The sequence below is a fragment of the Streptomyces sp. NPDC107538 genome, from assembly GCF_055657445.1.
This window is the reverse complement of sequence record NZ_JBVKAY010000012.1, coordinates 196,409-222,461: the sequence shown is the minus strand read 5'-3', so window position 1 is coordinate 222,461 and position 26,053 is coordinate 196,409. Positions and strand designations below refer to the sequence as shown.

Genomic DNA, 26,053 nt, shown 5'->3' with positions numbered 1-26,053 from the left:
TCCGGGATCACCCCAGGGTGAACACGACGAGGGCCGCCGTCGCCGCCGTCTCCGCCAGACCGCCGAACACATCACCGGTGACGCCGCCGAACCGCCGTACGCAGTGGCGCAGCAGGAGTTCGGCGGCACCGCAGCCGAGGACGATCGCGAGGACCGCACGGGCGAGGTCGTACGGCCCGAAGAGCGCCCCCGCGCCCGCCGCCGCGCCCCCGACCACGACGGCCGCGAGCAGCGCGCCCCGGACCGGCACCACCCCCGCCACCGCCGCCCCCAGCCCCTCCGGCCGGGCGGCGGGTACGTCGGCGCGCGCGGCCAGGGTCAGGGCCAGCCGGGCGGCGGTCGCCGAGACGGCCGCCGCGAGCACGCCCAGCGCCCAGGACTCGCCGTACGCCTCGGCGAGCGCGGCGACCTGGGCCAGCAGCACCAGGACGAGGGTGACGACCCCGAACGGCCCGATGTCCGACTGCTTCATGATCCGCAGGGCGTCCTCGGCGGGCCTGCCGCTGCCCAGCCCGTCGGCGGTGTCGGCGAGCCCGTCCAGGTGCAGGCCCCGGGTGAGCGCGGCCGGTACGGCGACGGAGGCCACGGCGGCGAGCAGCGGCCCGGCGCCCAGGAGCAGCAGCAGCCCGCCGAGCGCCGCCGAGGCCAGGCCGACGACCAGCCCGGCGACGGGCGCGCACAGCATCCCGGCGCGCGCCGCCCCGCGGTCCCAGCGGCGCACGGTCACCGGCAGCACGGTCAGGGTGCCGAAGGCGAAACGCAGACCGTCGGTGACGGTGGCCGTGGCGGGGGGAGCGGGATCGGGAGCGGGATCGGGGGTCGTGGACACCGGCGCAGGCTACCCGGCGGAGCCGAGGGGCTCGGCGGCGGCCGGGGGGCGGTCGGCGGCGGGCCGGGGGCGGCCTGGGGCAGCGCTGGATAAAGTTCGCATATGGGTCACTGGTGGGAGCGGAACATCATCGAGCCGGGCAAACTGCCCCTGCTGCTCGCGCTCACCGCGTTCATACTGACGTTCCTGATCACCCGGGTCATCACCCGCCTCATCCGCGCGGGCAAGGGCCCCTTCCGCAACATCAGCGGCAGCGGCGGCGTCCACATCCACCACGTCGTGCCCGGCGTCGTCCTCACCGTCGCCGGCGGCTTCGGCTCGGTCGCGGGCGACGGGCACGGCTTCGGCGCGCTGATCTCCGCCGTGCTGTTCGGCATGGGCGTGGGCCTGGTGCTGGACGAGTTCGCGCTGATCCTGCACCTCGACGACGTGTACTGGAGCGAGGCCGGCCGGCAGAGCGTCGAGGTGGTGGTGCTGACGGCCGCCCTGGTGGGCCTGATGCTGATCGGGTTCCTCCCCTTCGGCGTCAACGACCTCGACGACGAGGAACTCCAGGACCGGGGCGCCCTCATGGCCACCATGGGCTCGAACTTCCTCATCGCCCTGATCGCCCTGGCCAAGGGCAAGGCCCGCACCGCGATCTTCGGCGTGATCATCCCGTTCATCGCCGTCGTCGGCGCCATTCGTCTGGCCCGCCCCACCTCCACCTGGGCCCGCCGCTTCTACCGCCGCCGGCCCCGCGCCCGGGCCCGCTCCTGGAAGCGCGCCTACCGCCACGACCGCCGCTGGACGGGCCCCAGCCGCCGCCTTCAGGACTGGATCGGCGGCACCCCGGACCCGCCCCCCGCACTGCGACCGGCGACCCGCCCCTCGCTGCCCCCGGGGCCGTCCGGCCCCTCCGCTCCGGCCGGCCGACCGGGTCCGCCCGACCCGCCGGAGCACCGCTGACGTACGGCCTCGGCCCCGCACACCACCAGCACCGCCGCGATCGCCGCCAGATGCTCCTTGCCCGCGAGGTTCTCCTTCACCAGCACCTCGACGGCCATCGCCACGACGACCGCGCCCGCGGTGACGTACGCCCGGCAGCGCCACCCCAGATACACGGCGAGCCCCACCACGGCCGCCGAGGGCCCGGTGTCCACGACCCGCGCGTCCGAGGCGGGCAGCCCGACGAGGAACACGTCCGGGCCGAGCGCGATGCCCACGCGCGCGTACAGCGTGCCGGCCAGCGTGGCGACGTACGCGAGCGCCAGGGTCCGCCGCAGTCCCAGACAGATCTCCGCGATCCCGAACACGACCAAAATCTGTGCCAGCGCACCCCACACGGGCAGATCCAGCGCCGGTACGAAGAGGGAGAGCGGGGTGCGCAGGAGCGCGAGCCAGAGCGGCTCCCCGGCGCGCACGGCACCGGCGTTCTCGATGAAGCGGTAGCCCCAGGACTGGCCGTGCACGAAGTGGACGCCGGCCGCGAGGCAGACCGCGGCGAGCGTCATGGGGACCGCCCGCAGCCGGCGGCGTACGAGCACCGGGCGCACGGTGTCGTACAGGAGCCCCCATTCGGCACGGGCCCAGCGGGCGGCCCTGTTCATGCTGCTCGTGTCCTCATGCTGCTCGTGTTTTCATGCCGCGTCCGTCCTCATCCTGCTGATGCCCTCATCCGTGCGACTCCAGGTGCCTGCGGTGCAGCCACTTCGGCAGTCCCGGTGCCTCCAGGAAGCCTTCCGCGCGGGCCGAGGCGATGGCGATGCGCGGCAGGTCCGCGCTCTTCTCGAAGAGCAGGAACCGCGGCTCCCAGATGGGCCGGTACTTGGCGTTGGCCCGGTACAGCGACTCGATTTGCCACCAGCGCGAGAAGAAGCTGAGCAGCGACCGCCACAGCCGCAGTACCGGCCCGGCGCCGAGGCGCCCGCCACGTTCGAAGACCGAGCGGAACATGGCGAAGTTGAGCGAGACCTGCGTGATCCCGATCTCTCCGGCCCGCTGGAGGAGTTCGATCACCATGAACTCCGTCAGCCCGTTCTCCGCGTCGCGGTCCCGCCGCATGAGGTCGAGCGAGAGCCCGTGCGGCCCCCAGGGCACGAAGGACAGCAGCGCCCGCAACTCCCCCTCGCCGTCGGTGCATTCGAGCATCACGCACTGCCCGTCCCCCGGATCGCCGAGCCGCCCGAGGGCCATGCTGAACCCGCGCTCGGTCTCCCCGTCCCGCCAGTCGTCGGCCCGCCGCAGGAGATGCGCCATCTCGTCGTCCGCGATGTCCGCGTGCCGCCGGATCCGGACGGTGTACCCGGCCCGCTTCACCCGGTTGTAGGCCTGCCGGACGGTCCGCATGGCCCGTCCGTCCAGGGTGAACTCGGCGGTCTCGACGATCGCCTCGTCGCCCAGCTCCAGCGCGTCCAGCCCGTGCCGCGCGTACACGGTCCCGGCCTCCTCGCCCGCGCCCATCACCGCCGGGATCCAGCCGTGCGCCCGTGCCTCGGCGAGCCAGGGCTCGATGGCGCCGGGCCAGGCCTCGGGATCGCCGATGGGGTCACCGGAGGCGAGCGAGACCCCGCCCAGCACGCGATAGGCGATGCCCGCCTTCCCGGTGGGCGACCACACGACGCTCTTCTCCCGCCGCAGGGCGAAGTACCCGAGGGAGTCCCGGGCGCCGTTCCGCTCCAGCAGCGCCCGCAGCCTCGCCTCGTCGTCCCCGGTGAGCGGGTCGACGGCGCGGCGGGAGCGGAAGGCCGCGTAGAACACGGCGAGGACCAGCAGGGTGCTGAGGATGTTGATGACGACGTTCACCCAGGTGGGCGTGGTGATCCCGACGAATCCGGAGTCGTCGGCGGCGACCGAGATCAGCCGCAGGGCGCCGTACCCCCAGCGGTCCCAGAACGACGAGCGGTGCGCGTCGTCGGCCTCGTTGGTGACGGTGACGAGGAGGGCGGCGAGCAGGGAGCAGACGAGCAGCCCGCCGAGCGCGACGGCGGTGGCGAGCCGGGGGTTGGACCGGTCGCCCTTGGCGTAGAACTCCCGGCGCCCCACCAGCAGAGCGACCACGAAGGCGGCCGTCAGCGCGGTGGACACCCAGTTCTGCGCGTGCTGCCGGATCTCCTCGAACGCCATCGCGAACAGGAACAGCAGCAGGAACAGGCCGCCCAGCACCACGTTCAGGATCCACGCCGCGCGCTTCCGGCGCCGCATAGTGATCGCCAGGAACGTCGTGAACACGCCCGTCGCGAATCCCGCCGTCAGCAGGTACGGCGTGAAGTAGTCCTCCGTGTTGTGCCGCCGCAGATCCTGCCCCAGCGACACCCACACGGCCCCGAGGAAGTTGACGAACGCGACGACCCGCAGATACCAGACGACGAAGCCGGCGGCCCGCCGGGACCGGACATTTCCCATGGAAAGGGATATTAGGGCGTGAGGTGGGTTGTCGGGTGCGGGCCCGGTGGGGCTTCTCGCGCAGTTCCCCGCGCCCCTGAAAGACACGGCCCCTGCGGGCCGAAAAGCATAGGGGCGCAGCCCCTGCTTTTCAGGGGCGCGGGGAACTGCGCGACCAGCCCCCACGCACCCGCACCCGACAACGCACCCGGGCCCCGAGGCCTACGTCGCGTCGTACTCCGCGGCGAGATCCTTCTCCTCGGTCACCGCCGGCTTCGCCGGTTCCGTCGGCTCCCCTTCGGGCAGCTCCGCCGACAGGCCCGCCGCCGCCCGCACCAACGGCAGCGCCAACAGCGCACCCGCGCCCTCGCCGACCTTCACCCCATGGTCGAGCAGCGGCTCGATGGCCATCCGGTCGAGCGCCTTGGCCTGCGCCGGCTCCCCACTGTTGTGCCCGGCCAGCCACCAGTCCGGCGCCCGGAACGCGACCCGCTGGGCGACCAGCGCACACGCCGCCGACACCACACCGTCCAGAATCACCGGCGTCTTCCGCACCGCGCTCTGCAACAGGAACCCGGTCATCGCGGCGAGATCCGCCCCGCCCACCGTCGCCAGCAACTGCAACTGGTCCCCGAGCACCGGCCGGGCCCGCCGCAGCGAGTCCCGCACGGCCGCGCACTTGCGCATCCACGCCAGATCGTCGATCGCCCGCCCACCGCGACCGGTGACCACGGACGCGTCGGTCCCGCACAGCCCGGCCACGAGCACGGCCGCCGCCGTCGTCCCGCCGACGCTCACATCGCCGAGGACGACGAGATCGGTCCCGGAGTCCGCCTCCTCGTCCGCGAGGGCGACGCCCACCCGGAACGCCGCCTCCGCCTCCTCGGCCGTCAGCGCGTCCTCGACATCGATACGCCCCGACCCGCGCCGCACCCGATGCCGTACGACCTCGGCGGGCAGCGCCTCGGGGTCGCAGTCGAGCGCGAGATCCACCACGCGTACGGGCACATCGAGCTGCCGGGCCAGCACCGCCACCGGGCTGCTGCCGTCCAGGACGCCCCGCACCAGCTGGTCCGCGGTGCCCGCGGCTCGCGCGGAGACGCCCAGTTCGGCGATCCCGTGGTCGCCCGCGAACAGGACCGCGCGGGCCTGCCGGATCGGCCGCACCGGCACGGCCGCCTGCGCCGCCGCCAGCCACTCACCCAGTTCGTCGAGGCGGCCCAGCGCCCCGGCCGGCACGATCTGCCTCTCCCGCCGCGCCTCGGCGTCGCGGCGCACCCCACCGTCGGGGCGCTCGATCAGATCGGTGAAGTCGTCGAGATTAAGCGAGCTCATTCGCCGAACAGTACCGGCAGCGATCGAACACGACCGCGCCACACCGTGACCCCGGGACGTACGGACGTGCCCCCGCGCCACCGGCACGTCATTGCGACCGGCACAGCGACCGGCTACGTACCTTTTTGAGGCGAATGTCCCAGGGGTGTCCACAGGTCCCGCCCCGCTGTCCCAGGAGCCGCCATGCCCCCCACCCCGCGGCCGGAGCCCGGCCCCCTCACCGGAGAACCGGGAGTCGACCCCTTCCACGAACCACGCCGGACCGACTGCCCGTGGTGCGGCTCGCGGCAGTTGCGTACGCGGGTGCGCGCGCCGGAGGGACGGCGGCGCACGCCGGGCACGTTCGTGGTGGACGAGTGCCGGGACTGCGCGCACGCCTTCCAGAACCCCCCGCCCACGACGGACGGACTCCTGCTCCGGCACCACCAGTACGCCGCCGAGGACCACGTGGGCCCGAGTTCCGTCGGACGACGCCGCCGCCGGCACCTCCGGGGCGCGGCCCGCGCCCTGCTGCCGTACCCCGAACCGGAGAGCTGGCTCGACGTCGGCACCGGCCACGGCCACTTCCCGGAGGCCGCACGGGCGATCCACCCGTACACCTCCTTCGACGGCCTCGACCCGACGCCGCGCGTCGAACGGGCGTGGGAGGCCGGGCGCGTGGAGGAGGCGCATCAGGGCCTGCTCACCGACCCGGAGATCACCGCGCGGCTGCGCGCCCGCTACGACGTGGTCAGCATGTTCCACCACCTCGAACACACCACCGACCCCCGCGCGGAACTCCGCGCCGCCCGCGCGGTCCTGCGCCCCGGCGGCCACCTCCTCCTCGAAGTCCCGGACCCGGCCCGCCCGTTGGGCGTACTGCCCGGCCGCCGTCGGCGGCTGTGGAAGCCGTCCGACCGCCCGCGCCCGCTCCACCTCATGCCCCTGCGCAATCTGCTCGCCGAGCTGGAGGCCCTGGGCTACGAGGTGCTGTCCCGCCGCGCCTGCGCCCCCCTCCCGCCCCGCGCGCACCGCATCATCGCGCGCCGCACCACGCACCCGACCGCCCCCGCGACCCCACGGGAGTCCCCCCTGCTCTCACCCCCGTAGCGACAGGGCCTGCCCCGCCACCACCAGCAGCACGTGCTCGCACTCGTTCGCGAAGGCCGCGTTCAGGCGCCCGAGTTCATCGCGGTAGCGGCGGCCGGAGGCGGTGGCGGGGACGATGCCGGAGCCGACCTCGTTGGAGACGGCGACCACCGTGCGGCGCGTGCGCCGTACGGCGTCGGTCAGTTCGGTGACCCGCGCCCGGAGCGCGCGCTCCCCACCGCCGGCCCACTCCGCGTCGTCCCACGCCCCCACCGCGTCCATCGCGTCGGTCAGCCACAGCGACAGACAGTCGATGAGCAGCGGCGCCCCCTCGTCGTCCTTCAGCAACGGGACGAGATCACAGGTCTCGGCCGTGCGCCAGGTCCCCGGCCGCCGCTCCCGGTGGACGGCGACCCGCTCGGCCCACTCCCCGTCCCCGCCCCGCGTCCCACCGGTCGCCACGTACAGCACGTCCGGGAACGCCTCCAGCCGCCGCTCGGCCTCCACCGACTTCCCCGACCGCGCCCCGCCGAGCACCAGCGTGCGGCGCGGTACGTCGGGCACGTCCTGGTAGGCGCCCACCGCCAGCGTCGTCCCGTCCGGCACGGCGCGCGCCCCCGCCGCCGCGAGCCGGCGCGGCAACTCGCCGTCCGGCGGCACGTCGTGGTCGAGGTGCACGGCGACCACATCGGTCGTCGGCCCCACGGCCCCCACCGCCCGCAGCCGCGCCAACGCGTCCGGCCGCCCCAGCACATCGAGGACCACCATGTCGTACGGCTGCGCCCGCTCCTCCACCCCGGCGAGCGCGCCCCTCGGCGGCAGATACAGCAGCCGCTGCCCGCCCGGCCCGGTGACCGCGTACCCCGTCCCCGGCGCGTCCAGGGCCAGCGCCCGCACCCGGTGCCCGGTCAGCAGCGCCAGCTCCCGCCCGTCCGGCACCCGCCCCGGCTGCGGCAGCCCCGCCGGCACCTCCACGGCGGGCCCGTCGTGCGGATGCGACAGCAGGACCTGCCGTACACCGGTCAGCGAGTGCCCGGCGCGCGCGGCCGCGAGGGCGGCGCCCGGAGTGAGGTCGAGCAGCAGTGTGCCGTCCACGAGCAGCGCGGTCGCCCCGCGCGCGGCATCCCCGAGCGCGGTCGCGCACGCCGCGCACGGACAGTCGGGGCGGGGCAGCCCCGCGGGAGCGCCGGTGCCGAGCAATGTCAGTTCCACACCCCCGAGTCTCCCGCGCCCTGATGAACACCCGCAGGTCTTGTGCGTCCGACTAGGCTCAGGGAGGAACCGGATCTTGCCCGATGTCGCGTGTGCGGTGTCGGGCCGGTACTTACGGAGGCTCACATGGCGGCATGGCTGTGGCGGTTCGAGAAGGCCGACGGGGCGGAGGTCCAGCCCGCGGTCCAGCCCGAGGAGTTCACGACCCAGGGGGATGCCGAGTCGTGGATCGGCGAGCACTGGAAAGCGCTGCTGGAGGGTGGCGCCGACCAGGTCCGTCTCTTCGAGGACACGACGGAGATCTACGGCCCGATGAGCCTGAACGCGTAGCGCTCCGCGGCGGGCGGGGTCCCTGTACGGGGCTCCGCCCCGATCCCGCCGAGGGGTTGGGTGGGATGGGTGTGTGAGCGACCGCGGGCCCGGTGGGGCTTCTCGCGCAGTTCCCCGCGCCCCTTAAGGGCCTACGGCCCTTTCGGGCCGAAAAAGCAGGGCGCAGCCCGCTTTTTCAGGGGCGCGGGGAACTGCGCGACCAGCCCCCACCGGACCCGCACCCGCCAAAGCGACCCGCACCCCCACCCCAGAAGGCGCCCTCAGCCCCGAACCCCGCACAGATGCAACAACGCGGCCACCTGCCGATAGGGATCCGTCCGCCCCGCCCGCTCCTCCGCGGCGAGGAGCACCTCAAGATCCCCCACCCCTTCAGGCAGCCCCGCGTCATCCGCGGCGAGGTCCGTGAACACCCGCACCCCGTACCACGCGTGCAACGGCGCCCCGATCCCCCCGAGCGCGTCCGTCAACGCGTCCAGCCGATCCGCCCGCACATCCAGCCCGAGCCGATTCCGGTACGCGGTGGTGTCGAACGCGGCCACCGCCCCCGCCCAGTCCCCGGCCAGCCCCGCCCGCATCGCGAGCGCGTCGCCGTTGCGGACGAGCAGCGACAGCAGCCCCCCGGGCGCCAGCATCCGCGCCAGCCCCGCCAGCAGGGCGTCCGGCTCCTCGACGTACATCAGCACCCCGTGACAGAGCACCACGTCGAAGCTGCCCGGCAGGAAGTGCACACCCGTGTCCCGGCCGTCGCCCTCGACGATCCGCACCCGCCCCCGGATGCCCTCGGGCTCGGCGGCCAGCGCCTCCCGGGCCACGGCGATGAGCTTCGTCTCGCGCTCGATCCCGGTCACCGCGTGCCCGGCCCGGGCCAGCCGCAGCGCCTGCGTGCCCTGTCCCATGCCCACGTCCAGCACCCGCAGCCGCTGCCCGACGGGGAAGCGGCCGGCTATCTGCTCGTCGAGCTGCCGGGACACCAGCTCCTGTCGGACGACCTCACGCAGCGTGCCCAGCCGGTTCAGCCAGGCCTCGGCCGCACCCCCGGAGAAAGCGGTCGTGCTCAGGGCCGCTCTCCGCGCTTGACCTGCGGCTTCGGCAGCCGGAGGCGACGCATCTGGAGCGTGCGCATCAGGGCGTAGGCCACGGCGCCCTTCTTGTTCGCGTCGGGGAAGCGCTCGTTCAGCTGCTTCTTCAGACGGAACCCGAGGCTGATCGAGTCGACCACGATCAGCACGATCACGAAGAGCCACAGCAGCAGCGCGATGTTCTGCAGCGACGCCACCTGCACCATGCTCAGCACCAGGATGATCACGGCCAGCGGCAGGAAGAACTCCGCGATGTGGAAGCGCGAATCCACGAAGTCACGGGCGAACCTGCGCACCGGGCCCTTGTCCCGGGCGGGCAGATAGCGCTCGTCGCCGGTGGCCAGCGCCTGACGCTGCTTCTCCATCGCGGAGCGGCGCTCGTCGCGGGAGCGCTTGGCGGCCTCCCTGCGCGTCGTCGGCGTATGGGCGACGCTACGGCGCTGCCCCTGGGCCTCACTCCGCTTGGGAGTGGGACGCCCCTTGGGGGCCTGCGGGTCACGGGTCTGCTTGGAGTCGGTCACCAGCGCCTTGTCGGCGGCCGATTCCTTGTCGCTCTTGGCGCGGCTACGAAACACAAAACCCAAGGGTACGGGGTGCCGGGGCATGGACCCCAGCCGAGTGGGGAACGATCCGGCAACACCCGACGTCCTTGCTGGAGACAGAGCTGGGGCGAAAGTGTTCGGGGAAACCCGAAAAGCCGGAAAAGGGGGAAGTGTGGTGGCGGTCCACCCGTAGGACGGCTGAGGTATTCCAGGGAGCGGCCCGTACGTAACCCCGGGAGACACCTACTCCCTACGCCGGAGCGGCGCCGTACACAGTCGTCCTTGGGGATGAGCGCATCCGTCCCCGAACAGTGCGGTAATAGAAGCAGGGCCCGTACTGTGGGTTCTGTCGCAGACCTGTGAGCTGGAGTCCGTCAGAAGGGGGCGCGCGAAGCCCATGAGCGGTGTCATGAAGCGTATGGGGATGATCTTCCGCGCGAAGGCGAACAAGGCCCTTGACCGGGCCGAGGACCCGCGCGAGACCCTTGATTACTCGTATCAGAAGCAGCTGGAGCTGCTCCAGAAGGTGCGCCGGGGCGTGGCCGATGTCGCCACCTCCCGCAAGCGCCTGGAGCTTCAGCTCAACCAGCTCCAGTCCCAGTCCTCGAAGCTGGAGGACCAGGGCCGCAAGGCGCTCGCGCTCGGCCGCGAGGACCTGGCCCGCGAGGCGCTCTCGCGTCGCGCCGCGCTCCAGCAGCAGGTGACGGACCTGGAGACGCAGCACTCCACCCTCCAGGGCGAGGAGGAGAAGCTCACCCTCGCCGCGCAGCGCCTGCAGGCCAAGGTCGACGCCTTCCGTACGAAGAAGGAGACGATCAAGGCCACGTACACCGCCGCCCAGGCGCAGACCCGGATCGGCGAGGCGTTCTCCGGCATCTCCGAGGAGATGGGCGACGTCGGTCTCGCGATCCAGCGCGCCGAGGACAAGACCGCGCAGCTCCAGGCCCGCGCCGGCGCCATCGACGAACTGCTCGCCTCCGGTGCCCTCGACGACCCGTCCGGGATGCACAAGGACGACATCCAGGCCGAGCTGGACCGTCTCTCCGGCGGTACGGACGTCGAGCTGGAGCTCCAGCGCATGAAGGCCGAGCTGGCGGGCGGCCCGTCCGCGCAGCAGCAGGCCCTCGAGGGCGGCACCGGCCAGGCGGCCCCGCAGCAGCAGTCCCAGCAGCAGGACACTCCGCGCTTCGACAAGCAGTAGCCGTCTCTCGTCCCGGAGGAGGGCGACATGATCGTACGGATCATGGGGGAGGGCCAGGTGAGGCTGGACGACGTCCACTTCGCCGAGCTGAACAAGCTGGACGACGTACTCCTGGCGGAAATGGAGGTCGGCGACGGCTCGGGCTTCCGCCACACCCTCCACGCCCTCCTGGACAAGGTCCGCGAACTGGGCACCCCCTCCCCGACGACTCCCTGGAGCCCTCGGAACTGATCCTCCCGTCCCCGGACGCGACCCTGGAGGAGGTCCGGGAAATGCTGAGCGACGACGGCCTGATCCCGGGGTGAGGACCGATGGACAGGCCCGAAGGGCCGTGTCCTTCAGGGGCGCGGGGAACTGCGCGAGAAGCCCCACCGGACCCGCACGTACCCACTCACCTCGAACAGCCCCCACAGGTACCGCCCCCACAGGTACCGCCCCCACAGGTACCGCCCCCACAGGTACCGCCACCACCGATTCCGCCCCCGACAACCGCCCCGTACCGTAATCAATCGTGAGCACCCTCCACCGAGCCAGAACCTGGCTGACAGCGCACCCCCTCGCGCTGGACGCCGCCCTGGCCCTCGGCGTCCTCGTCACGATGGTGGCCGCCTCCTTCGTCGACCCCCACGCCGAGCACGGCGACAGATGGGGCGCCCGCACCCCCGGCGGACTCAGCATCGCGCTCATGGTGACGGCCGCCGCCGTCCTGGTCGCCCGCCGCCGCGCCCCCATGGCCGTCCTCGCCGCCACCTCCGCGCTCACCCTCGCCGAACTGGTGACCGGCGACCCGCGCGCCCCCGTCGCGATGTCCGCCGTGATCGCCCTCTACACGGTCGCCTCCACCACCGACCGCCCCACCACCTGGCGCGTCGGCCCGCTCACGATGACCGTGCTGACCGGTACGGCCATGCTCGCCGGCCCCATGCCCTGGTACGACCAGGAGAACATCGGCATCTTCGCCTGGACCGGCATGGCCGCGACGGCCGGCGACGCGGTGCGCAGCCGCCGCGCCTTCGTGCACGCCATAAGGGAGCGCGCCGAACGCGCGGAGCGCACCCGTGAGGAGGAGGCCCGCCGCCGGGTCGCCGAGGAGCGGCTGCGGATCGCCCGCGATCTGCACGACGTCGTCGCCCACCACATCGCCCTGGTCAACGTCCAGGCCGGGGTCGCCGCGCACGTCATGGACAAGCGGCCCGACCAGGCCAAGGAGGCCCTCGCCCACGTCCGCGAGGCCAGCCGCTCCGCGCTCAACGAACTCCGCGCCACGGTCGGCCTGCTCCGCCAGTCCGGCGACCCCGAGGCCCCCACCGAACCCGCCCCGGGCCTGGTCCGGCTCGGTGAACTCGTCGGCACCTTCCACAGCGCGGGCCTCGCCGTCGAGGTGGTCCGCGCCGACGAGGGCGTGACCCTCCCGGCCGCCGTCGACCTCGCCGCGTACCGGGTCATCCAGGAAGCCCTCACCAATGTGCACAAGCACGCGGGCGAGGCGGCGAAGGCCGAGGTCAGCGTCGTACGCGTCGGCCCGAACGTGGAGATCACCGTCCTCGACAACGGCACCGGGCAGACGGGACCGGACACCCAGGGCGACGGGGTCGGCGGCCACGGCCTCCTCGGCATGCGGGAACGCGTCGCCGCGCTCGGCGGCGCCCTCACCACCGGCCCCCGCTACGGCGGCGGTTTCCGCGTCCATGCGATCCTGCCGCTCAAGACCCGCACGACCACCGCGGAAGCCGTACGACCGTGAACGGCACCGTCGCGGCGGCGGCCGTACGACCGTGACCAGTGCCCCGGGGGACCCCGTATGACGATCCGTGTCCTGCTCGCCGACGACCAGGCGCTGCTGCGCAGTGCCTTCCGGGTGCTCGTCGACTCGGAGCCGGACATGGAGGTGGTGGGGGAGGCGTCGGACGGGGCGGAGGCGGTGCGGCTCGCGAAGGAGGAGCGGGCGGACGTCGTGCTGATGGACATCCGGATGCCCGGCACGGACGGACTGGCCGCCACCCGGCTGATCAGCGCCGATCCGACGCTCGCCCATGTCCGGGTCGTCATCCTCACCACCTTCGAGGTCGACGACTACGTGGTGCGGTCGTTGCGCGCCGGCGCCTCCGGCTTCCTCGGCAAGGGCTCCGAGCCGGACGAACTGCTGAACGCGATCCGGGTCGCCGCCGGCGGCGAGGCGCTGCTGTCGCCGACCGCCACCAAGGGCCTGATCGCCCGGTTCCTCGCACAGCCCGACGACTCCGGCGACGGCGAGGGCGGGGCCGCCGCCCGCTCGGCCCGGCTCGCCACCCTCACCAGCCGCGAGCGCGAGGTGCTCGTCCAGGTCGCCGGCGGACTCTCCAACGACGAGATCGCCGAGCGGCTGGAGGTCAGCCCGCTGACCGTGAAGACCCACGTCAACCGGGCCATGGCCAAGCTCGGCGCCCGGGACCGGGCCCAGCTGGTGGTCTTCGCGTACGAGTCGGGCCTGGTACGACCGAGGGTGGACTGACAGCCACCGGGGACTACTCCACTCGGAGTATGCGCCGGATAAGGAAATGGCCCTGGGGAGCGAGGGAACCGGGGTCCGCGATGGCGCAGGGTATGAGGTGAGCGCTCACATCCGCTTCACAGGGGCGACACATGGGGGATCGAAGCCGCATGTGGCATGGGCGTTCGTCCGCCGCTCACGCCACAGAAGAGAGACCCTGACCCATGTCCTGGCTGTCTCGGTTCAGCCTCGCACAGCGGGCCCTCGTCGGTCTGATGTCGATCATCGCGCTCGTCTTCGGGGCGATCGCGATACCCCAGCTCAAGCAGCAGCTGCTGCCCACCATCGCACTGCCCATGGTGTCCGTGCTCGCGCCCTACCAGGGCGCGTCCCCGGACGTGGTCGAGAAGCAGGTCGTCGAACCCATCGAGGCCGGCCTCGAAGGGGTCGACGGCATCACGGGCGTCACCTCGACCGCCAGTGAGGGCAACGCCCTGATCATGGCGTCCTTCGACTACGGACCGGGCACCGACCAGCTCGTCGCCGATGTCCAGCAGGCCGTCAACCGGGTCCGGGCGCAGCTCCCGGACGACGTGGACCCGCAGGTGATCGCGGGCTCCACGGACGACATGCCGACCGTCGTCCTCGCCGTCTCCTCCGACCAGGACCAGCAGGCCCTCGCGGACCAGCTCGACCGGACCGTGGTGCCGACCGTCGAGGCCATCGACGGCGTCGGCCAGGTCACCGTCGACGGCGTACGGGACGTCCAGGTCACCGTCACCCCCGACGACGCGAAGCTCGCCAAGGCGGGCCTGACCACCATGGCCCTCTCGCAGGCACTCCAGGCGGGCGGCGTCACGATGCCCGCGGGCTCCTTCGACGAGGACGGCGCCAACCGCACCGTCCAGGTCGGCGGCGGCTACACCTCGCTGGAGCAGATCGAGAACGTGATGGTGCGCGGCGAGGGCGCCAAGAAGCCCGTACGCCTCGCGGATGTCGCCGCGGTCAAGGAGGAGCAGGCCAGGGCCGACTCCATCACCCGCACCAATGGCGAGCCGAGCCTCGCGGTCATGGTCACCATGGACCGTAACGGCAGCGCGGTCGCCATCTCCGACGCCGTCGAGGACAAGCTCGCGGACATGCGGCGGGACCTGGGCTCCGGCGCCACCGTCACCGTGGTCAGCGACCAGGGTCCGGCGGTCGCCAAGTCCATCGAGGGCCTGACCACCGAGGGCGCGCTCGGCCTGGTCTTCGCGGTCCTGGTCATCCTGGTCTTCCTGGCGTCGATCCGCTCGACCCTCGTCACCGCGGTCTCCATCCCGCTGTCGGTGGTCCTGGCGCTGATCGTGCTGTGGACCCGCGACCTCTCCCTCAACATGCTCACCCTCGGCGCGCTCACCATCGCCATCGGCCGGGTCGTCGACGACTCGATCGTGGTGCTGGAGAACATCAAGCGGCACCTCGGCTACGGCGAGGAGCGCGAGGAGGCCATCCTCAAGGCGGTCCGCGAGGTCGCCGGAGCGGTCACCTCCTCCACCCTGACGACGGTCGCCGTCTTCCTCCCGATCGGCCTCACCGGCGGTATGGTCGGCGAGCTGTTCGGCAGCTTCTCGCTCACCGTGACGGCGGCCCTGCTCGCCTCCCTCGTGGTCTCCCTGACCGTGGTCCCGGTGCTGTCGTACTGGTTCCTGCGCGCCCCGAAGGGCACGCCCGAGGACGCCGAGGAAGCCCGCCGCAAGGCCGAGGAGAAGGAGGCGAAGAGCCGCCTCCAGCGCTTCTACGTCCCGGTCCTGCGCTTCGCCACCCGCCGCCGGCTGACCAGTGTGGCCATCGCGGCCGTCGTGCTGATCGGCACGTTCGGCATGGCCCCGCTGCTGAAGACGAACTTCTTCGACCCGGGCGACCAGGAAGTCCTCAGCCTCAAGCAGGAGTTGAAGCCCGGCACCAGCCTCACGGCGACCGACGAGCAGACGAAGAAGGTCGAGAAGCTGCTCGCCGGGACCAAGGGCGTCAAGGACTACCAGGTCACCATCGGCTCCTCCGGCTTCCTGGCCGCGTTCGGCGGTGGCACCGACTCCAACCAGGCCTCGTACAGCGTCATGCTGGACGACTCGGCCGACGCCGCCGGTGTCCAGGACACCATCGAGAAGGGCCTCGCCGGGCTCTCCGGCATCGGTACGACCACCGTGGCGGTCGGCGACGCCTTCGGCAGCCAGGACCTCAGCGTGGTGGTGAAGGCCGCCGACGGCGATGTCCTGCGCAAGGCCGCGGAGCAGGTCCGGGACGCCGTCTCCACGATGGACAACGTCACCGACGTCACCAGCGACCTCTCGCAGAGCGTGCCCCGGATCTCGGTCAGGGCCACCGACAAGGCGGCCGCGGCCGGCTTCGACGAGCAGACCCTCGGCGCGGCCGTCTCCCAGGCCGTGCGCGGGACGACCAGCGGCCGGGCGATCCTCGACGACACCGAGCGGGACGTCGTCATCAAGTCGGCGAAGCCCGCCGACACCCTGAAGGAGCTGCGGGACCTGCCGCTGGGCGCGGTGAAGCTGGGTGACATCGCGGACGTCGAGCTGGTGGACGGCCCGGTCGCCATGACCCGGATCGACGGCCAGCGGGCCGCGACGATCACGGCGAAGCCCAAGGGCGACAACACCGGCGCGGTCAGCACCGACCTCACCGCCAAGCTGGACGCCCTGAAGCTGCCCGAGGGCGCCACCGCCTCCATCGGCGGTGTCTCCGAGGACCAGGACGAGGCCTTCGCCTCGCTCGGCCTCGCGATGCTCGCGGCGATCGCGATCGTCTTCATGCTGCTGGTCGCGACCTTCCGGTCGCTCATCCAGCCGCTGATCCTGCTGGTCTCCATCCCGTTCGCGGCCACCGGCGCGATCGGCCTGCTGATCGTCACCGGTACGCCGATGGGTGTCCCCGCGATGATCGGCATGCTGATGCTGATCGGCATCGTGGTGACCAACGCGATCGTGCTGATCGACCTGATCAACCAGTACCGCCGCCAGGGCTACGGCACCGTCGAGGCGGTCATCGAGGGCGGCCGTCACCGGCTCCGCCCGATCCTGATGACGGCCCTGGCGACGATCTTCGCGCTGCTGCCCATGGCCCTCGGCATCACCGGCGAGGGCGGCTTCATCGCCCAGCCGCTGGCCGTGGTCGTCATCGGCGGTCTGATCACGTCGACGCTGCTGACCCTGCTGCTGGTCCCGACCCTCTACACGATGATCGAGATCCGCAAGGAGCGCCGGGCCAAGAAGAAGGCCCTGAAGCGGGGCGGTGCGGCACCCGCCGCCACCGAGCAGTCGGACGAGCAGTCGGAGGAGCCGGAGCCCGCCGGGGTCTGACACCACCGTCACCGAGAGGCCGACGGCGGCCGGGTCCCGAACGCACACGTTCGGGACCCGGCCGTCCGCGTATCCCCGTCCGCACGGCGCCGCCCGTGCCTCGCCCTTACGTATCCTGTGCATCGAACTGGTACGCGGGGGAGGGACCCGGGCGTGGCTCTGCACAGCGACGACCCGAGATCGGTCGGCGGGTACAAGGTGGTCGACCGGCTCGGCAACGGCGGGATGGGCGTCGTCTACCGGGCGAGAGCACGTTCCGGCCGCGAGGTCGCCGTGAAGGTGGTGCACGCCCAGTACGCGCAGGACACCGTCTTCCGGGCCCGGTTCCGCCAGGAGATCGAGGCCGTCCGCAAGGTCAGCGGCGCCTTCACCGCCCCCGTCGTCGACGCCGACCCGGAGGCCGTACGCCCCTGGATGGCGACCCAGTATGTGCCCGGCCGCTCCCTCGCCCAGCTGATCCGCGACCGGGGCCCGCTCCGCGTCACCCAGCTGCGCTCCCTGGCCCTGGGCCTCGTCGAGGCGCTGCGGGAGATCCACCGGGCCGGTGTGGTGCACCGGGACCTGAAGCCGGCCAACGTCCTGATCGCGGACGACGGCCCCCGCGTCATCGACTTCGGCATCTCCCGCGCGGCGGAGAACCTCCACCTGACCGAGACCGGGCAGATGATCGGCACCCCGCCGTTCATGTCCCCGGAACAGCTCACCGACGCCCGCACGGCAGGCCCGGCCTCGGACGTCTTCTCGCTCGGCACCCTGCTGGTCTACGCCGTCACCGGCCGGGGCCCCTTCGACGCGGACAGCCCCTATCTGACGGCCTACCGGGTGATCCACGACGAACCCGTGCTGGACGGGGTGGACGCGCCGCTGCGCGCCGTCCTGGCACGCTGTCTGGCCAAGGAGGCCGCCGACCGGCCCCCACTCGACGAACTGGCCCAGGAGTTCGCGGCCCTCCTGCCCGAACCGGACCCGGACGACCTCCCGGCGGCGACACCACGCACGGACACCCAGGACGTCGCGACGGAGCCCCGCCCGGGCCCCGCGACGGAGTCCCGCCCGGCTACCGCGACCGACCCCGGACCGGCTCCCACGACCGACCGCGACCCGGCCCCGCGGCCCGCCCGCCGGCGCCGGGTCCGGCCCCTGCTCGCCGTCACCGGCACCGTGGGCGCGCTCGCCCTCGGGCTGACCGCCTATGTGCTGGGACCGGGCGGCTCGGACACCACCGACACGGCGGCACCGAAGCCGTCCCCGACCAGCCGCTGGACGGCCCCGCAGAGCGGCTGGCGGCCCTGGCAGACGACGGTGTTCGCGAAGGCCTCGGCGGGCTCCCGGCAGCCGCTGACCGTGCAGGACGGCAACGCGGGCGGCGCGCCCGCCTGCCAGGCGGACGGGGACGCCGTCTACTGCGGGGGCGAGGGAGTCCTCCCCGTCCGCGTCGACGGCAGGACCGGGAAGACCGTCTGGCGGGCCGACCTCGCACCGGCCGGCCACCACCGGGACCGGTACTACGCCGCCGTCCTCGGCGTCCGGGACGGCACCGTCCTCGTGCGGCAGACCGTCTTCAGCGGCGAACCCGTGGTGGACCCGGTCGATCTCGTCGCCCTCGACGCGGACACCGGCGAGCGGCTGTGGACCCGGCGGACGAACACCGACGAGACCGTCCCGGCCCTGACCGGCGACCTCGTCCTCACCCCCGAAGCCGACGGCGTGACGGTCACGGCCCGTTCACCGCGCACGGGCGCCGAGCGCTGGTCCCTGCCGATGCCGGTCGGCCACAGCTGCGCGTTCACCACCGCCGGAGCGGGCACCTACGCCCACTGCCGACCGGTGACCCGGGACGCCAAGGCGGCGAACCCGGAATCCCGGGTCCTGATCGTGGACCGCGCCGACGGCTCGGCCAGGACCGTGAAGGTGCCGCTGAACAGCGACCTCCTCGGCGTGAAGCAGGGAGACCTGGTCCTGGTCGAGGACGACACCGAGTACACCGACGCGACCCGCGGCAGCGACCCGACGTACGACACGATCCTGCTCGTGGACCTGGAGACCGGGAACCGGGTGGTGACGAAGCCGGGCGAGAACGACGAGGACGGGCGGGGCCGGGCGGCCCTGACGGGCGGCGTGCTGCTGTTCACCCGCTCCGGCGGCCAGGTGACCGCCGTGTCCCCGCACACGGGTGAACTGTTGTGGCGGACCAGGACCAGCCTGGAACGGCCGGGCGAGCCCGGGTACGACGCCGTGTCGGACACCGTCTACCTGGCCAGCACCACCGGCAGGGTCGCGGCGCTCGACCGGCGCAAGGGCACCCTGCTGTGGGAGACGCTGCCCCGTGCCACGCCGACCTGGTCCCTCCAGGGCGACCCCTGGGTGCTGCCCCACGAGGGAGCGCTGTTCGTGGCCGTCACCGACGGCACCCTCTTCTCCCTCGACCCCGCCCACCCCGACCGGGAGCCCGAGTCGGGGTGAGCGCGGGACGTGGGTGAGGGCTACGGCAGCGCCAGCATCCGCTCCAGCGCCAGCTTCGCGAACGCCTCGGTCTCCTTGTCGACCTCGATGCGGTTGACCAGGTTGCCCTCGGCCAGGGACTCCAGGGTCCAGACGAGGTGCGGGAGGTCGATGCGGTTCATCGTGGAGCAGAAGCAGACCGTGCGGTCGAGGAAGACGATCTCCTTGCCCTCGGGCGCGAAACGGTTCGCCAGCCGCCGGACCAGGTTCAGCTCGGTGCCGATGGCCCACTTGGAACCGGCCGGCGCGGCCTCCAGCGCCTTGATGATGTACTCGGTCGACCCGACGTAATCTGCCGCCGCCACGACCTCGTGCTTGCACTCCGGGTGCACGAGGACGTTGACGCCCGGGATCCGCTCCCGTACGTCGTTCACGGACTGCAGGCTGAAGCGGCCGTGCACCGAGCAGTGGCCCCGCCACAGGATCATCTTCGCGTCGCGCAGCTGCTCGACGGTGAGACCGCCGTTCGGCTTGTGCGGGTTGTAGAGGACACAGTCGTCGAGCGACATGCCCATGTCCCGCACGGCGGTGTTGCGCCCGAGGTGCTGGTCCGGCAGGAACAGGACCTTCTCACCCTGCTCGAATGCCCAGTCCAGGGCGCGTTTCGCGTTCGACGAGGTGCAGATGGTGCCGCCGTGCTTGCCGGTGAAGGCCTTGATGTCGGCGGAGGAGTTCATGTACGAGACGGGCACGACCTGCTCGGCTATGCCGGCCTCGGTCAGCACGTCCCAGCACTCGGCGACCTGCTCGGCGGTGGCCATGTCGGCCATCGAACAGCCGGCGGCCAGGTCCGGCAGGACGACCTTCTGCTCGTCGCCGGTCAGGATGTCCGCCGACTCGGCCATGAAGTGCACACCGCAGAACACGATGTACTCGGCCTCGGGCCGCGCCGCCGCGTCCCGGGCCAGCTTGAAGGAGTCGCCCGTGACGTCCGCGAACTGGATGACCTCGTCGCGCTGGTAGTGGTGGCCGAGCACGAAGACCTTGTCCCCGAGCTTCTCCTTGGCCGCGCGGGCGCGCTCCACCAGGTCCGGGTCGGACGGGGAGGGGAGGTCGCCCGGGCACTCGACACCCCGCTCGCTCCTCGGGTCGGCCTCGCGGCCGAGCAGCAGCAGGGCGAGGGGCGTCGGCTGTACGTCGAGCTCCTGGGTCTGGGACATTCGGGCTATCCTTTTCGTCGAATTGACGTTATCTATGATAACCGCTTCACGTCATATTGACGATGCCCATAGCGTCGATGTGACGTGAATCCCGGCGGCGGAGTCCGGTGTGGGTTCCACCGCACATGGCCGGGTTCCACCGGCCATGTGCGAGCATGAAGAGAGACGCGGAGGACGGACACGACCGATTTCCGCGCGGCCCGGAATGAATCCGGGACTCCGGCGGTTGCACTCGTCGGCAAGCAGTCTCCGTACAACCCGGGAGAGATGTAGATGTCCGTATCGGACGAGACCGGCACCGTCACCGACGGCATCATCGTGACCGACGCCGCCGCGGCCAAGGTCAGGGCCCTGCTCGACCAGGAAGGCCGTGACGACCTGGCGCTGCGCGTCGCCGTTCAGCCCGGCGGCTGCTCCGGCCTGCGCTACCAGCTCTTCTTCGACGAGCGCTCGCTCGACGGCGACGTGGAGAAGGACTTCGACGGTGTGAAGGTCGTCACCGACCGTATGAGCGCCCCGTACCTGGGCGGCGCCACCATCGACTTCGTCGACACCATCGAGAAGCAGGGCTTCACCATCGACAACCCGAACGCGACGGGCTCCTGCGCCTGCGGCGACTCCTTCAACTAGAGTCCCCGCGCGCCGGCGCCACGCGTCCGGGCGACACACGGGTACGACGAAGGCGGCGTCCCCCTCCGAGGGGGACGCCGCCTTCGTGTGTCCGGGCGCCTACCGCGGTTCCAGCTCCGCGATCCCGCCCTCCGGGATCGCCTTGCCGTCCGACCCGACCACCTTCCGGTCACCCAGCGGCTCGTCCAGCTGAACCGTCCGCTCCAACGCCTTGGCGATCATGATGCAGACCTTGCCCTCGTGCGGGGTGTCGGTGACGGTGACCTTCACCTCGCCCGACCCCTCGCTCACCGAAGCCTTGTAGTCGCTGCACACCCCGCCCCAGAAGGTCACGGTCAGCTCGTCGCCGTCGACCGTGTAGCCCTCCACCGTCACCTTCTGCGAGTCGGAGTCGGTGGACGGGGTGTCACCCGGCCCGCCGGGCTTCTCGGTCGGCTCCGAGCGGGGCTCGGGGGAGACCAGATACTCCGGGTCGACCGCAGGGTGCGTCACCGTGTAGGTGTCCCCGGCCCCCGTCGGCCGCACCTCGAACATCCAGGACGGCACCAGTGCCGGCCGGCCGCCCACATGGTGCGAGGCCAGCCCGAACACCGCCCTCTCGACGGTGACCGGCTCCGCCTTCGGCAGCGCGGTCATCCGCTCGCACGGCGTCTCCTCCGCCCCGGCCGTCCCGCTCTCACCGATCCCGCTCTCACCAGTCCCGTTCTTGCCCTCCAGCGGTACGGGGCCCGTGCAGCCGCCGATGCCGCCGCGCTCGGTGCCGACGCCCTGACCCGAGCCGTTCAGCAGCTCCAGCGCCCGTGCCGCGTCCACGACGGGATACGTGTCGCTCTTCACCGGCGCCTTCAGGCTGCCGCTGCCGCCGACCACCTGGCCGTCGGCGCCGATCTGGACGCCGGTCGACCAGCCGTACGTGGGCAGCCCACCGACCTCGGGGTCCACGTTCACCACCCGGACGGCGCCCATGAGCTGCCCGGCGTCGAGCTTGGCGTCGTCCTGGCCGACCACCTTGAGCACCGGGGCCGCTGCCTTCTTCGCCGCCGCCTCGCTCACCGGGTCGCCGCCCTCGGCCGTACCGGAGGCGCAGACGTCCACCTTCTGGCAGTTGTCGGTGCCCGGCGTGTACCGGTTGAACGTCCAGGTCCCCGGCGACTGCCGGGTGACGCGCAGCACCGGTCCCGAACCGTCCCCGACCGCCCCCACCTGCCAGGCGTCGCTCTCGGCCGTGGGGGTGCCCTCCACCCCGAGCGCCTTCGCGAGCCGCGCGACCTCGGCGGCCGTCACCTGGCCCTCGGCGGCGTAGACGGGAGCGGAACCGGGGCCCTCGGGCAGCTCGCCGTCCGCGCGGTAGGTCACCCCGGCGGGGTCCGGCTCACCGGGCGCGATGCCGTTCGAACCGCCGTCGGTATAGCCGTCCAGCGCGAGCGGCGGGGGAGTGCCGTCGCCACCGGGCGCGGCCGATCCCCCTCCGCCACCGGATCCGCCGGACCCACCGGACGAGGTCGAGGCGAGCAGCGCCCCGCCGCCCCCGACCAGCAGTACGGCGGCGGCCACGGAGGCGACGGCCACCCGGGAGCGCCGCCGACGCGGACGCTCGGCCCCGCCGACATCCACGACCTGACCGGCGTCGGCACCCTCGTCGCTGTCACCGGCCGCGGCCTCGGTCTCCGCTTCGGCCTCCGCTTCGGCTTCGGCCTCGGCGGGCTCATCGGCTGCGGCCTCCGCCTCAGCGGGCTCATCGGCCGCGACCGCAGCCTCCGCCTCGCCGGGCTCACTCGCCTCGTCGGCCTCGGCCTCGCCGGCCTGGTCGGCCGAGTCGGCCCCGGTGACGTCATCCCCGGCAGCCCCGAGCTCCTCGGCGGCCTCGGGCTCGGGGCCCTCGTCCGGGTTCTCGGGGTTGTCGGGTCGCTCGGGGTTCACCGCATCGCTCCTTCGGCAGGTCGTACACCGCCTCCCCTATACGGGGGACAGCGATGGGACGCGGCGGAGGAGCCGACGGTTCCCTCAGTCGCCGTACTCCGGCATCGCGTCCACCAGCCGCGCGGACGTCACCGGCACCTTCACCCCATGAATGAGCGAAGGGGACACCGGAGCCGTACTGACCTTCGCGGGGGCCGCCCAGTGCGGAGCCATCCGGGCGCAGTCGCCGCGCAGCGCCGCGAGGCCGCCGTCCGGGTCGAACGGTACGGTGCCGTGGATCTTGGGGTTCGTCATAACGGCACCGTACGCACCGTGAACCCCGCGAAGAAAGACCTACTATCGGGTAGTTTTGCCTGCTTCAGAGCAGGTGGGCGACCCGGTAGCGTGAACTGTCAATCCCCTCTCCCTTCGCAGGAGCGTGTCCTCGCCGTGCGTATCGCAGTCTCCGGCTCCATCGCCACCGACCATCTGATGACCTTCCCGGGCCGCTTCGCCGACCAACTCGTCGCGGACCAGCTGCACACGGTCTCCCTCTCCTTCCTCGTGGACCAGCTCGACGTACGCCGGGGCGGTGTCGGCGCCAACATCGCGTTCGGCATGGGACAGCTCGGCACCCGCCCGATCCTGGTCGGCGCGGCGGGCTCCGACTTCCACGAGTACCGTGCGTGGCTCGACCGGCACGGGGTGGACACCGCCTCCGTGCGCATCTCCGAGACGCTGCACACGGCCCGTTTCGTGTGCACCACGGACGCCGACCACAACCAGATCGGCTCCTTCTACACCGGCGCGATGAGCGAGGCCCGCCTCATCGAGCTGAAGACCGTCGCCGACCGCGTCGGCGGCCTCGACCTCGTCCTCATCGGCGCGGACGACCCGGAGGGGATGCTCCGCCACACCGAGGAGTGCCGCTCCCGGGGCATCCCGTTCGCCGCGGACTTCTCGCAGCAGATCGCCCGCATGGACGGCGACGAGATCCGGATACTGCTGGACGGCGCGACGTACCTCTTCTCCAACGAGTACGAGAAGGGCCTCATCGAGTCCAAGACCGGCTGGTCCGACGAGGAGATCCTCGGCCGGGTCGGCCACCGGGTCACCACCCTCGGCGCGCGGGGCGTCCGGATCGAGCGGGCCGGCGAGGACCCGATCGAGGTCGGCTGCCCCGAGGAGGAGCGCAAGGCCGAGCCCACGGGCGTCGGCGACGCGTTCCGCGCGGGGTTCCTCTCGGGGCTGGTCTGGGGGGTCTCGCTGGAGCGCGCGGCGCAGGTCGGCTGCATGCTCGCCACGCTGGTCATCGAGACGGTGGGGACGCAGGAGTACGCGTTGCGCCGGGCGCACTTCATGGACCGGTTCCAGAAGGCGTACGGGGAAGAGGCGGCGGCGGAAGTGAAGAAGCACCTGGGCTGAGCGGGCGGGCGGCGACTACTCGTCTGCCGGGTTCGGTGCGTTGTCGGCCGCGGGTTCGGTGTGGCTGGTCGCGCAGTTCCCCGCGCCCCTTGAAAAACCAAGGGGTGCGGGACCCCCGCTTCAGCTCACCCGGCGTACCACGTACGCCGAACCCCGTTCCGCCGACTCCTCGCCCACGTACTCCTGGCCGCGCATCTCGCACCACGCCGGGATGTCCAGGCGGGCCGCCTCGTCGTCGGAGAGGACGCGGACCGTGCCGCCGACCGGGACGTCCCCGATGACCTTGGCCAGCTCGATGACGGGGATCGGGCAGCGCCTGCCGAGGGCGTCCACGACGAGGACGTCGTCCTCCACCACGGACACCTCGGCGGCGGACACGGGCGCCCCCAGCTTCTCCCGCACCGCGGCGACCGCCCCCGGCAGCACCGACAGGAACCGCTCGACGTCCTCCGCCGGGGCCCCCATCGGCAGGGACACCCGCACGTTCCCCTCGCTCAGCACCCCCATGGCCCGCAGCACATGGCTGGGCGTCAGCGTGCTGCTCGTACAGGAGGAACCGGAGGAGACGGAGAAGCCCTCGCGGTCCAGCTCGTGGAGCAGTGTCTCCCCGTCGACATAGAGACAGGAGAAGGTGACGATCCCCGGCAGCCGGCGCTCCGGGTCGCCCACCACCTCCACATCGGGCACCAGCGACGGCACCCGCGCCCGGATCCGCTCCGTCAACTCCCGCAGCCGTACCGCCTCCGCGTCCGCCTCGGCCCGTACGGCCCGCAGCGAGGCGGCGGCCGCCACGACCGCCGGGATGTTCTCGAAGCCGGCGGCCCGCCCGGACTCCCGCTCGTCGGCGGGCCCTTGCGCCGCGAACCGCACACCCTTCCGTACGACGAGCAGCCCGACCCCGGACGGGCCACCCCATTTATGGGCACTGGCGGTCAACACCGACCAGTCGCCGTTCACCCGGCCCCACCCGAGCGACTGCGCCGCGTCCACCAGCAGCGGCACCCCGGCCGCCCGGCACACCTCCGCCACCTCGGCCACCGGCTGTTCGGTCCCCACCTCGTGGTTGGCCGACTGCAGACACGCGAGCGCGGTGTCGTCCCGCAGGGCCTCGGCGTACGAGGGCGCGGACACCGAGCCCGTGCGGGCCACCGCCACCCGGGTGACCGTCCCGCCGTCGGCCTCGTGTGCCTCCGCCGCGTGCAGCACCGAAGAGTGTTCGACGGCTGACACGATCAGGTGACGCCCCACCCGCCGCCGCCCGGCCAGCACCCCCGCGACGCCGGAGTGCACGGCCCGCGTCCCCGACGAGGTGAAGACCAACTCGTCCGGACGGCACCCCACGGCCTCGGCCGCGGCCTCCCGGGCCGCGTCCAACAACAGCCGAGCCCGCCGCCCTTCCCGATACAACCGCGCCGGATCGCCCCACCCCTCGTCCAGCGAAGCCACCAGCGCCTGCCGGGCGACGGGATGAAGGGGAGCGGAGGAAGCGGAGTCGAAGTAAGCCACAGGTCAACGCTAAAGCCTCGGGCCGACGACAAAGGGGCGCGGGGAACTGCGCGAACGGCCACAACGTGCGCGCACCCGCCAAATCACCCGAACCCCCGAGCTATTAGGCGCCCGGCGTGACCCCCGGCGAGTTGGTACCCCCTCCC

At 72.4% G+C, this 26,053-nt stretch carries 20 protein-coding genes and 1 pseudogene; 11 read left to right on the top strand and 10 right to left on the bottom strand.

What is annotated here, in order from left to right; all coding sequences use genetic code 11:
- Window positions 1-7: 7 nt before the first annotated feature.
- Complete coding sequence (locus tag ACZ7MG_RS33540) at window positions 8-829, bottom strand: adenosylcobinamide-GDP ribazoletransferase (RefSeq protein WP_471395831.1); 822 nt, start codon at window positions 827-829, stop codon at window positions 8-10.
- Window positions 830-931: 102 nt separating this feature from the next.
- Here ACZ7MG_RS33540 and ACZ7MG_RS33535 point away from each other — a divergent pair, with 102 nt between their 5' ends.
- Window positions 932-1,777 (top strand): hypothetical protein, encoded by an 846-nt coding sequence (locus tag ACZ7MG_RS33535; RefSeq protein WP_471395830.1) that lies wholly within the window; start codon window positions 932-934, stop codon window positions 1,775-1,777.
- A 705-nt stretch (window positions 1,778-2,482) separates the two neighbouring features.
- Here ACZ7MG_RS33535 and ACZ7MG_RS33530 read toward each other — a convergent pair.
- Window positions 2,483-4,213: a phosphatidylglycerol lysyltransferase domain-containing protein gene (locus ACZ7MG_RS33530; protein WP_471395829.1), complete on the bottom strand. Its 1,731-nt coding sequence runs from the start codon at window positions 4,211-4,213 to the stop codon at window positions 2,483-2,485.
- A 201-nt stretch (window positions 4,214-4,414) separates the two neighbouring features.
- Complete coding sequence (gene cobT / locus ACZ7MG_RS33525; RefSeq protein WP_471397036.1) at window positions 4,415-5,527, bottom strand: nicotinate-nucleotide--dimethylbenzimidazole phosphoribosyltransferase; 1,113 nt, start codon at window positions 5,525-5,527, stop codon at window positions 4,415-4,417.
- A 183-nt stretch (window positions 5,528-5,710) separates the two neighbouring features.
- Between cobT and ACZ7MG_RS33520 the strand changes: the two genes are divergently transcribed.
- Window positions 5,711-6,616 (top strand): class I SAM-dependent methyltransferase, encoded by a 906-nt coding sequence (locus ACZ7MG_RS33520; RefSeq protein WP_471397033.1) that lies wholly within the window; start codon window positions 5,711-5,713, stop codon window positions 6,614-6,616.
- On the opposite strand, the gene ACZ7MG_RS33515 is transcribed toward ACZ7MG_RS33520, so the two are convergent.
- Window positions 6,605-7,807, bottom strand: coding sequence for a bifunctional adenosylcobinamide kinase/adenosylcobinamide-phosphate guanylyltransferase (locus ACZ7MG_RS33515; RefSeq protein ID WP_471397031.1), 1,203 nt, complete (start codon window positions 7,805-7,807; stop codon window positions 6,605-6,607). The genes ACZ7MG_RS33520 and ACZ7MG_RS33515 overlap by 12 nt on opposite strands.
- Window positions 7,808-7,933: 126 nt before the next feature.
- On the opposite strand from ACZ7MG_RS33515, the gene ACZ7MG_RS33510 reads away from it, so the two are divergent.
- A complete protein-coding gene (locus ACZ7MG_RS33510) occupies window positions 7,934-8,137 on the top strand; it encodes a hypothetical protein (RefSeq protein WP_336536299.1) in 204 nt (67 codons plus the stop codon).
- A 260-nt stretch (window positions 8,138-8,397) separates the two neighbouring features.
- Here ACZ7MG_RS33510 and ACZ7MG_RS33505 read toward each other — a convergent pair whose 3' ends face one another.
- Both ACZ7MG_RS33505 and ACZ7MG_RS33500 read right to left on the bottom strand, forming a co-directional pair.
- The gene (locus ACZ7MG_RS33505; protein ID WP_471396320.1) at window positions 8,398-9,108 is read right to left on the bottom strand and encodes a class I SAM-dependent methyltransferase; all 711 of its coding nucleotides are present in this window, start codon (window positions 9,106-9,108) and stop codon (window positions 8,398-8,400) included.
- A gap of 83 nt (window positions 9,109-9,191) precedes the next feature.
- The gene (locus ACZ7MG_RS33500) at window positions 9,192-9,821 is read right to left on the bottom strand and encodes a DUF3043 domain-containing protein (RefSeq protein ID WP_471396322.1); all 630 of its coding nucleotides are present in this window, start codon (window positions 9,819-9,821) and stop codon (window positions 9,192-9,194) included.
- A 334-nt stretch (window positions 9,822-10,155) separates the two neighbouring features.
- On the opposite strand from ACZ7MG_RS33500, the gene ACZ7MG_RS33495 reads away from it, so the two are divergent.
- The 6 genes and pseudogenes from ACZ7MG_RS33495 to ACZ7MG_RS33470 all read left to right on the top strand — a co-directional run bounded on the left by ACZ7MG_RS33495 (window position 10,156) and on the right by ACZ7MG_RS33470 (window position 19,248).
- The gene (locus ACZ7MG_RS33495) at window positions 10,156-10,959 is read left to right on the top strand and encodes a PspA/IM30 family protein (protein WP_471396324.1); all 804 of its coding nucleotides are present in this window, start codon (window positions 10,156-10,158) and stop codon (window positions 10,957-10,959) included.
- Window positions 10,960-10,986: 27 nt separating this feature from the next.
- A pseudogene (gene pspAA / locus ACZ7MG_RS33490) lies at window positions 10,987-11,264 on the top strand (PspA-associated protein PspAA).
- A 206-nt stretch (window positions 11,265-11,470) separates the two neighbouring features.
- The gene (locus tag ACZ7MG_RS33485; RefSeq protein WP_471396326.1) at window positions 11,471-12,703 is read left to right on the top strand and encodes a sensor histidine kinase; all 1,233 of its coding nucleotides are present in this window, start codon (window positions 11,471-11,473) and stop codon (window positions 12,701-12,703) included.
- 57 nt (window positions 12,704-12,760) lie between these two features.
- Complete coding sequence (locus ACZ7MG_RS33480; protein ID WP_471396328.1) at window positions 12,761-13,450, top strand: response regulator; 690 nt, start codon at window positions 12,761-12,763, stop codon at window positions 13,448-13,450.
- A gap of 203 nt (window positions 13,451-13,653) precedes the next feature.
- Window positions 13,654-16,785, top strand: a complete 3,132-nt coding sequence (locus ACZ7MG_RS33475; RefSeq protein WP_471396329.1) for an efflux RND transporter permease subunit — start codon at window positions 13,654-13,656, stop codon at window positions 16,783-16,785.
- Window positions 16,786-16,938: 153 nt separating this feature from the next.
- Window positions 16,939-19,248, top strand: coding sequence for a protein kinase domain-containing protein (locus ACZ7MG_RS33470; protein WP_471396331.1), 2,310 nt, complete (start codon window positions 16,939-16,941; stop codon window positions 19,246-19,248).
- Between the two features lie 20 nt (window positions 19,249-19,268).
- On the opposite strand, the gene nadA is transcribed toward ACZ7MG_RS33470, so the two are convergent.
- A complete protein-coding gene (gene nadA / locus ACZ7MG_RS33465; RefSeq protein ID WP_471396333.1) occupies window positions 19,269-20,447 on the bottom strand; it encodes a quinolinate synthase NadA in 1,179 nt (392 codons plus the stop codon).
- Window positions 20,448-20,720: 273 nt separating this feature from the next.
- On the opposite strand from nadA, the gene ACZ7MG_RS33460 reads away from it, so the two are divergent.
- Window positions 20,721-21,077, top strand: coding sequence for a HesB/IscA family protein (locus tag ACZ7MG_RS33460; RefSeq protein ID WP_086754482.1), 357 nt, complete (start codon window positions 20,721-20,723; stop codon window positions 21,075-21,077).
- Between the two features lie 99 nt (window positions 21,078-21,176).
- On the opposite strand, the gene ACZ7MG_RS33455 is transcribed toward ACZ7MG_RS33460, so the two are convergent.
- A complete protein-coding gene (locus ACZ7MG_RS33455; RefSeq protein WP_471396335.1) occupies window positions 21,177-22,997 on the bottom strand; it encodes a hypothetical protein in 1,821 nt (606 codons plus the stop codon).
- Between the two features lie 84 nt (window positions 22,998-23,081).
- Window positions 23,082-23,291: a hypothetical protein gene (locus ACZ7MG_RS33450; RefSeq protein ID WP_471396338.1), complete on the bottom strand. Its 210-nt coding sequence runs from the start codon at window positions 23,289-23,291 to the stop codon at window positions 23,082-23,084.
- A gap of 135 nt (window positions 23,292-23,426) precedes the next feature.
- Between ACZ7MG_RS33450 and ACZ7MG_RS33445 the strand changes: the two genes are divergently transcribed.
- Window positions 23,427-24,401, top strand: a complete 975-nt coding sequence (locus ACZ7MG_RS33445; RefSeq protein ID WP_471396340.1) for a carbohydrate kinase family protein — start codon at window positions 23,427-23,429, stop codon at window positions 24,399-24,401.
- Window positions 24,402-24,521: 120 nt separating this feature from the next.
- On the opposite strand, the gene ACZ7MG_RS33440 is transcribed toward ACZ7MG_RS33445, so the two are convergent.
- Window positions 24,522-25,907, bottom strand: a complete 1,386-nt coding sequence (locus tag ACZ7MG_RS33440; protein ID WP_471396343.1) for an aminotransferase class V-fold PLP-dependent enzyme — start codon at window positions 25,905-25,907, stop codon at window positions 24,522-24,524.
- Window positions 25,908-26,053 lie beyond the last annotated feature (146 nt).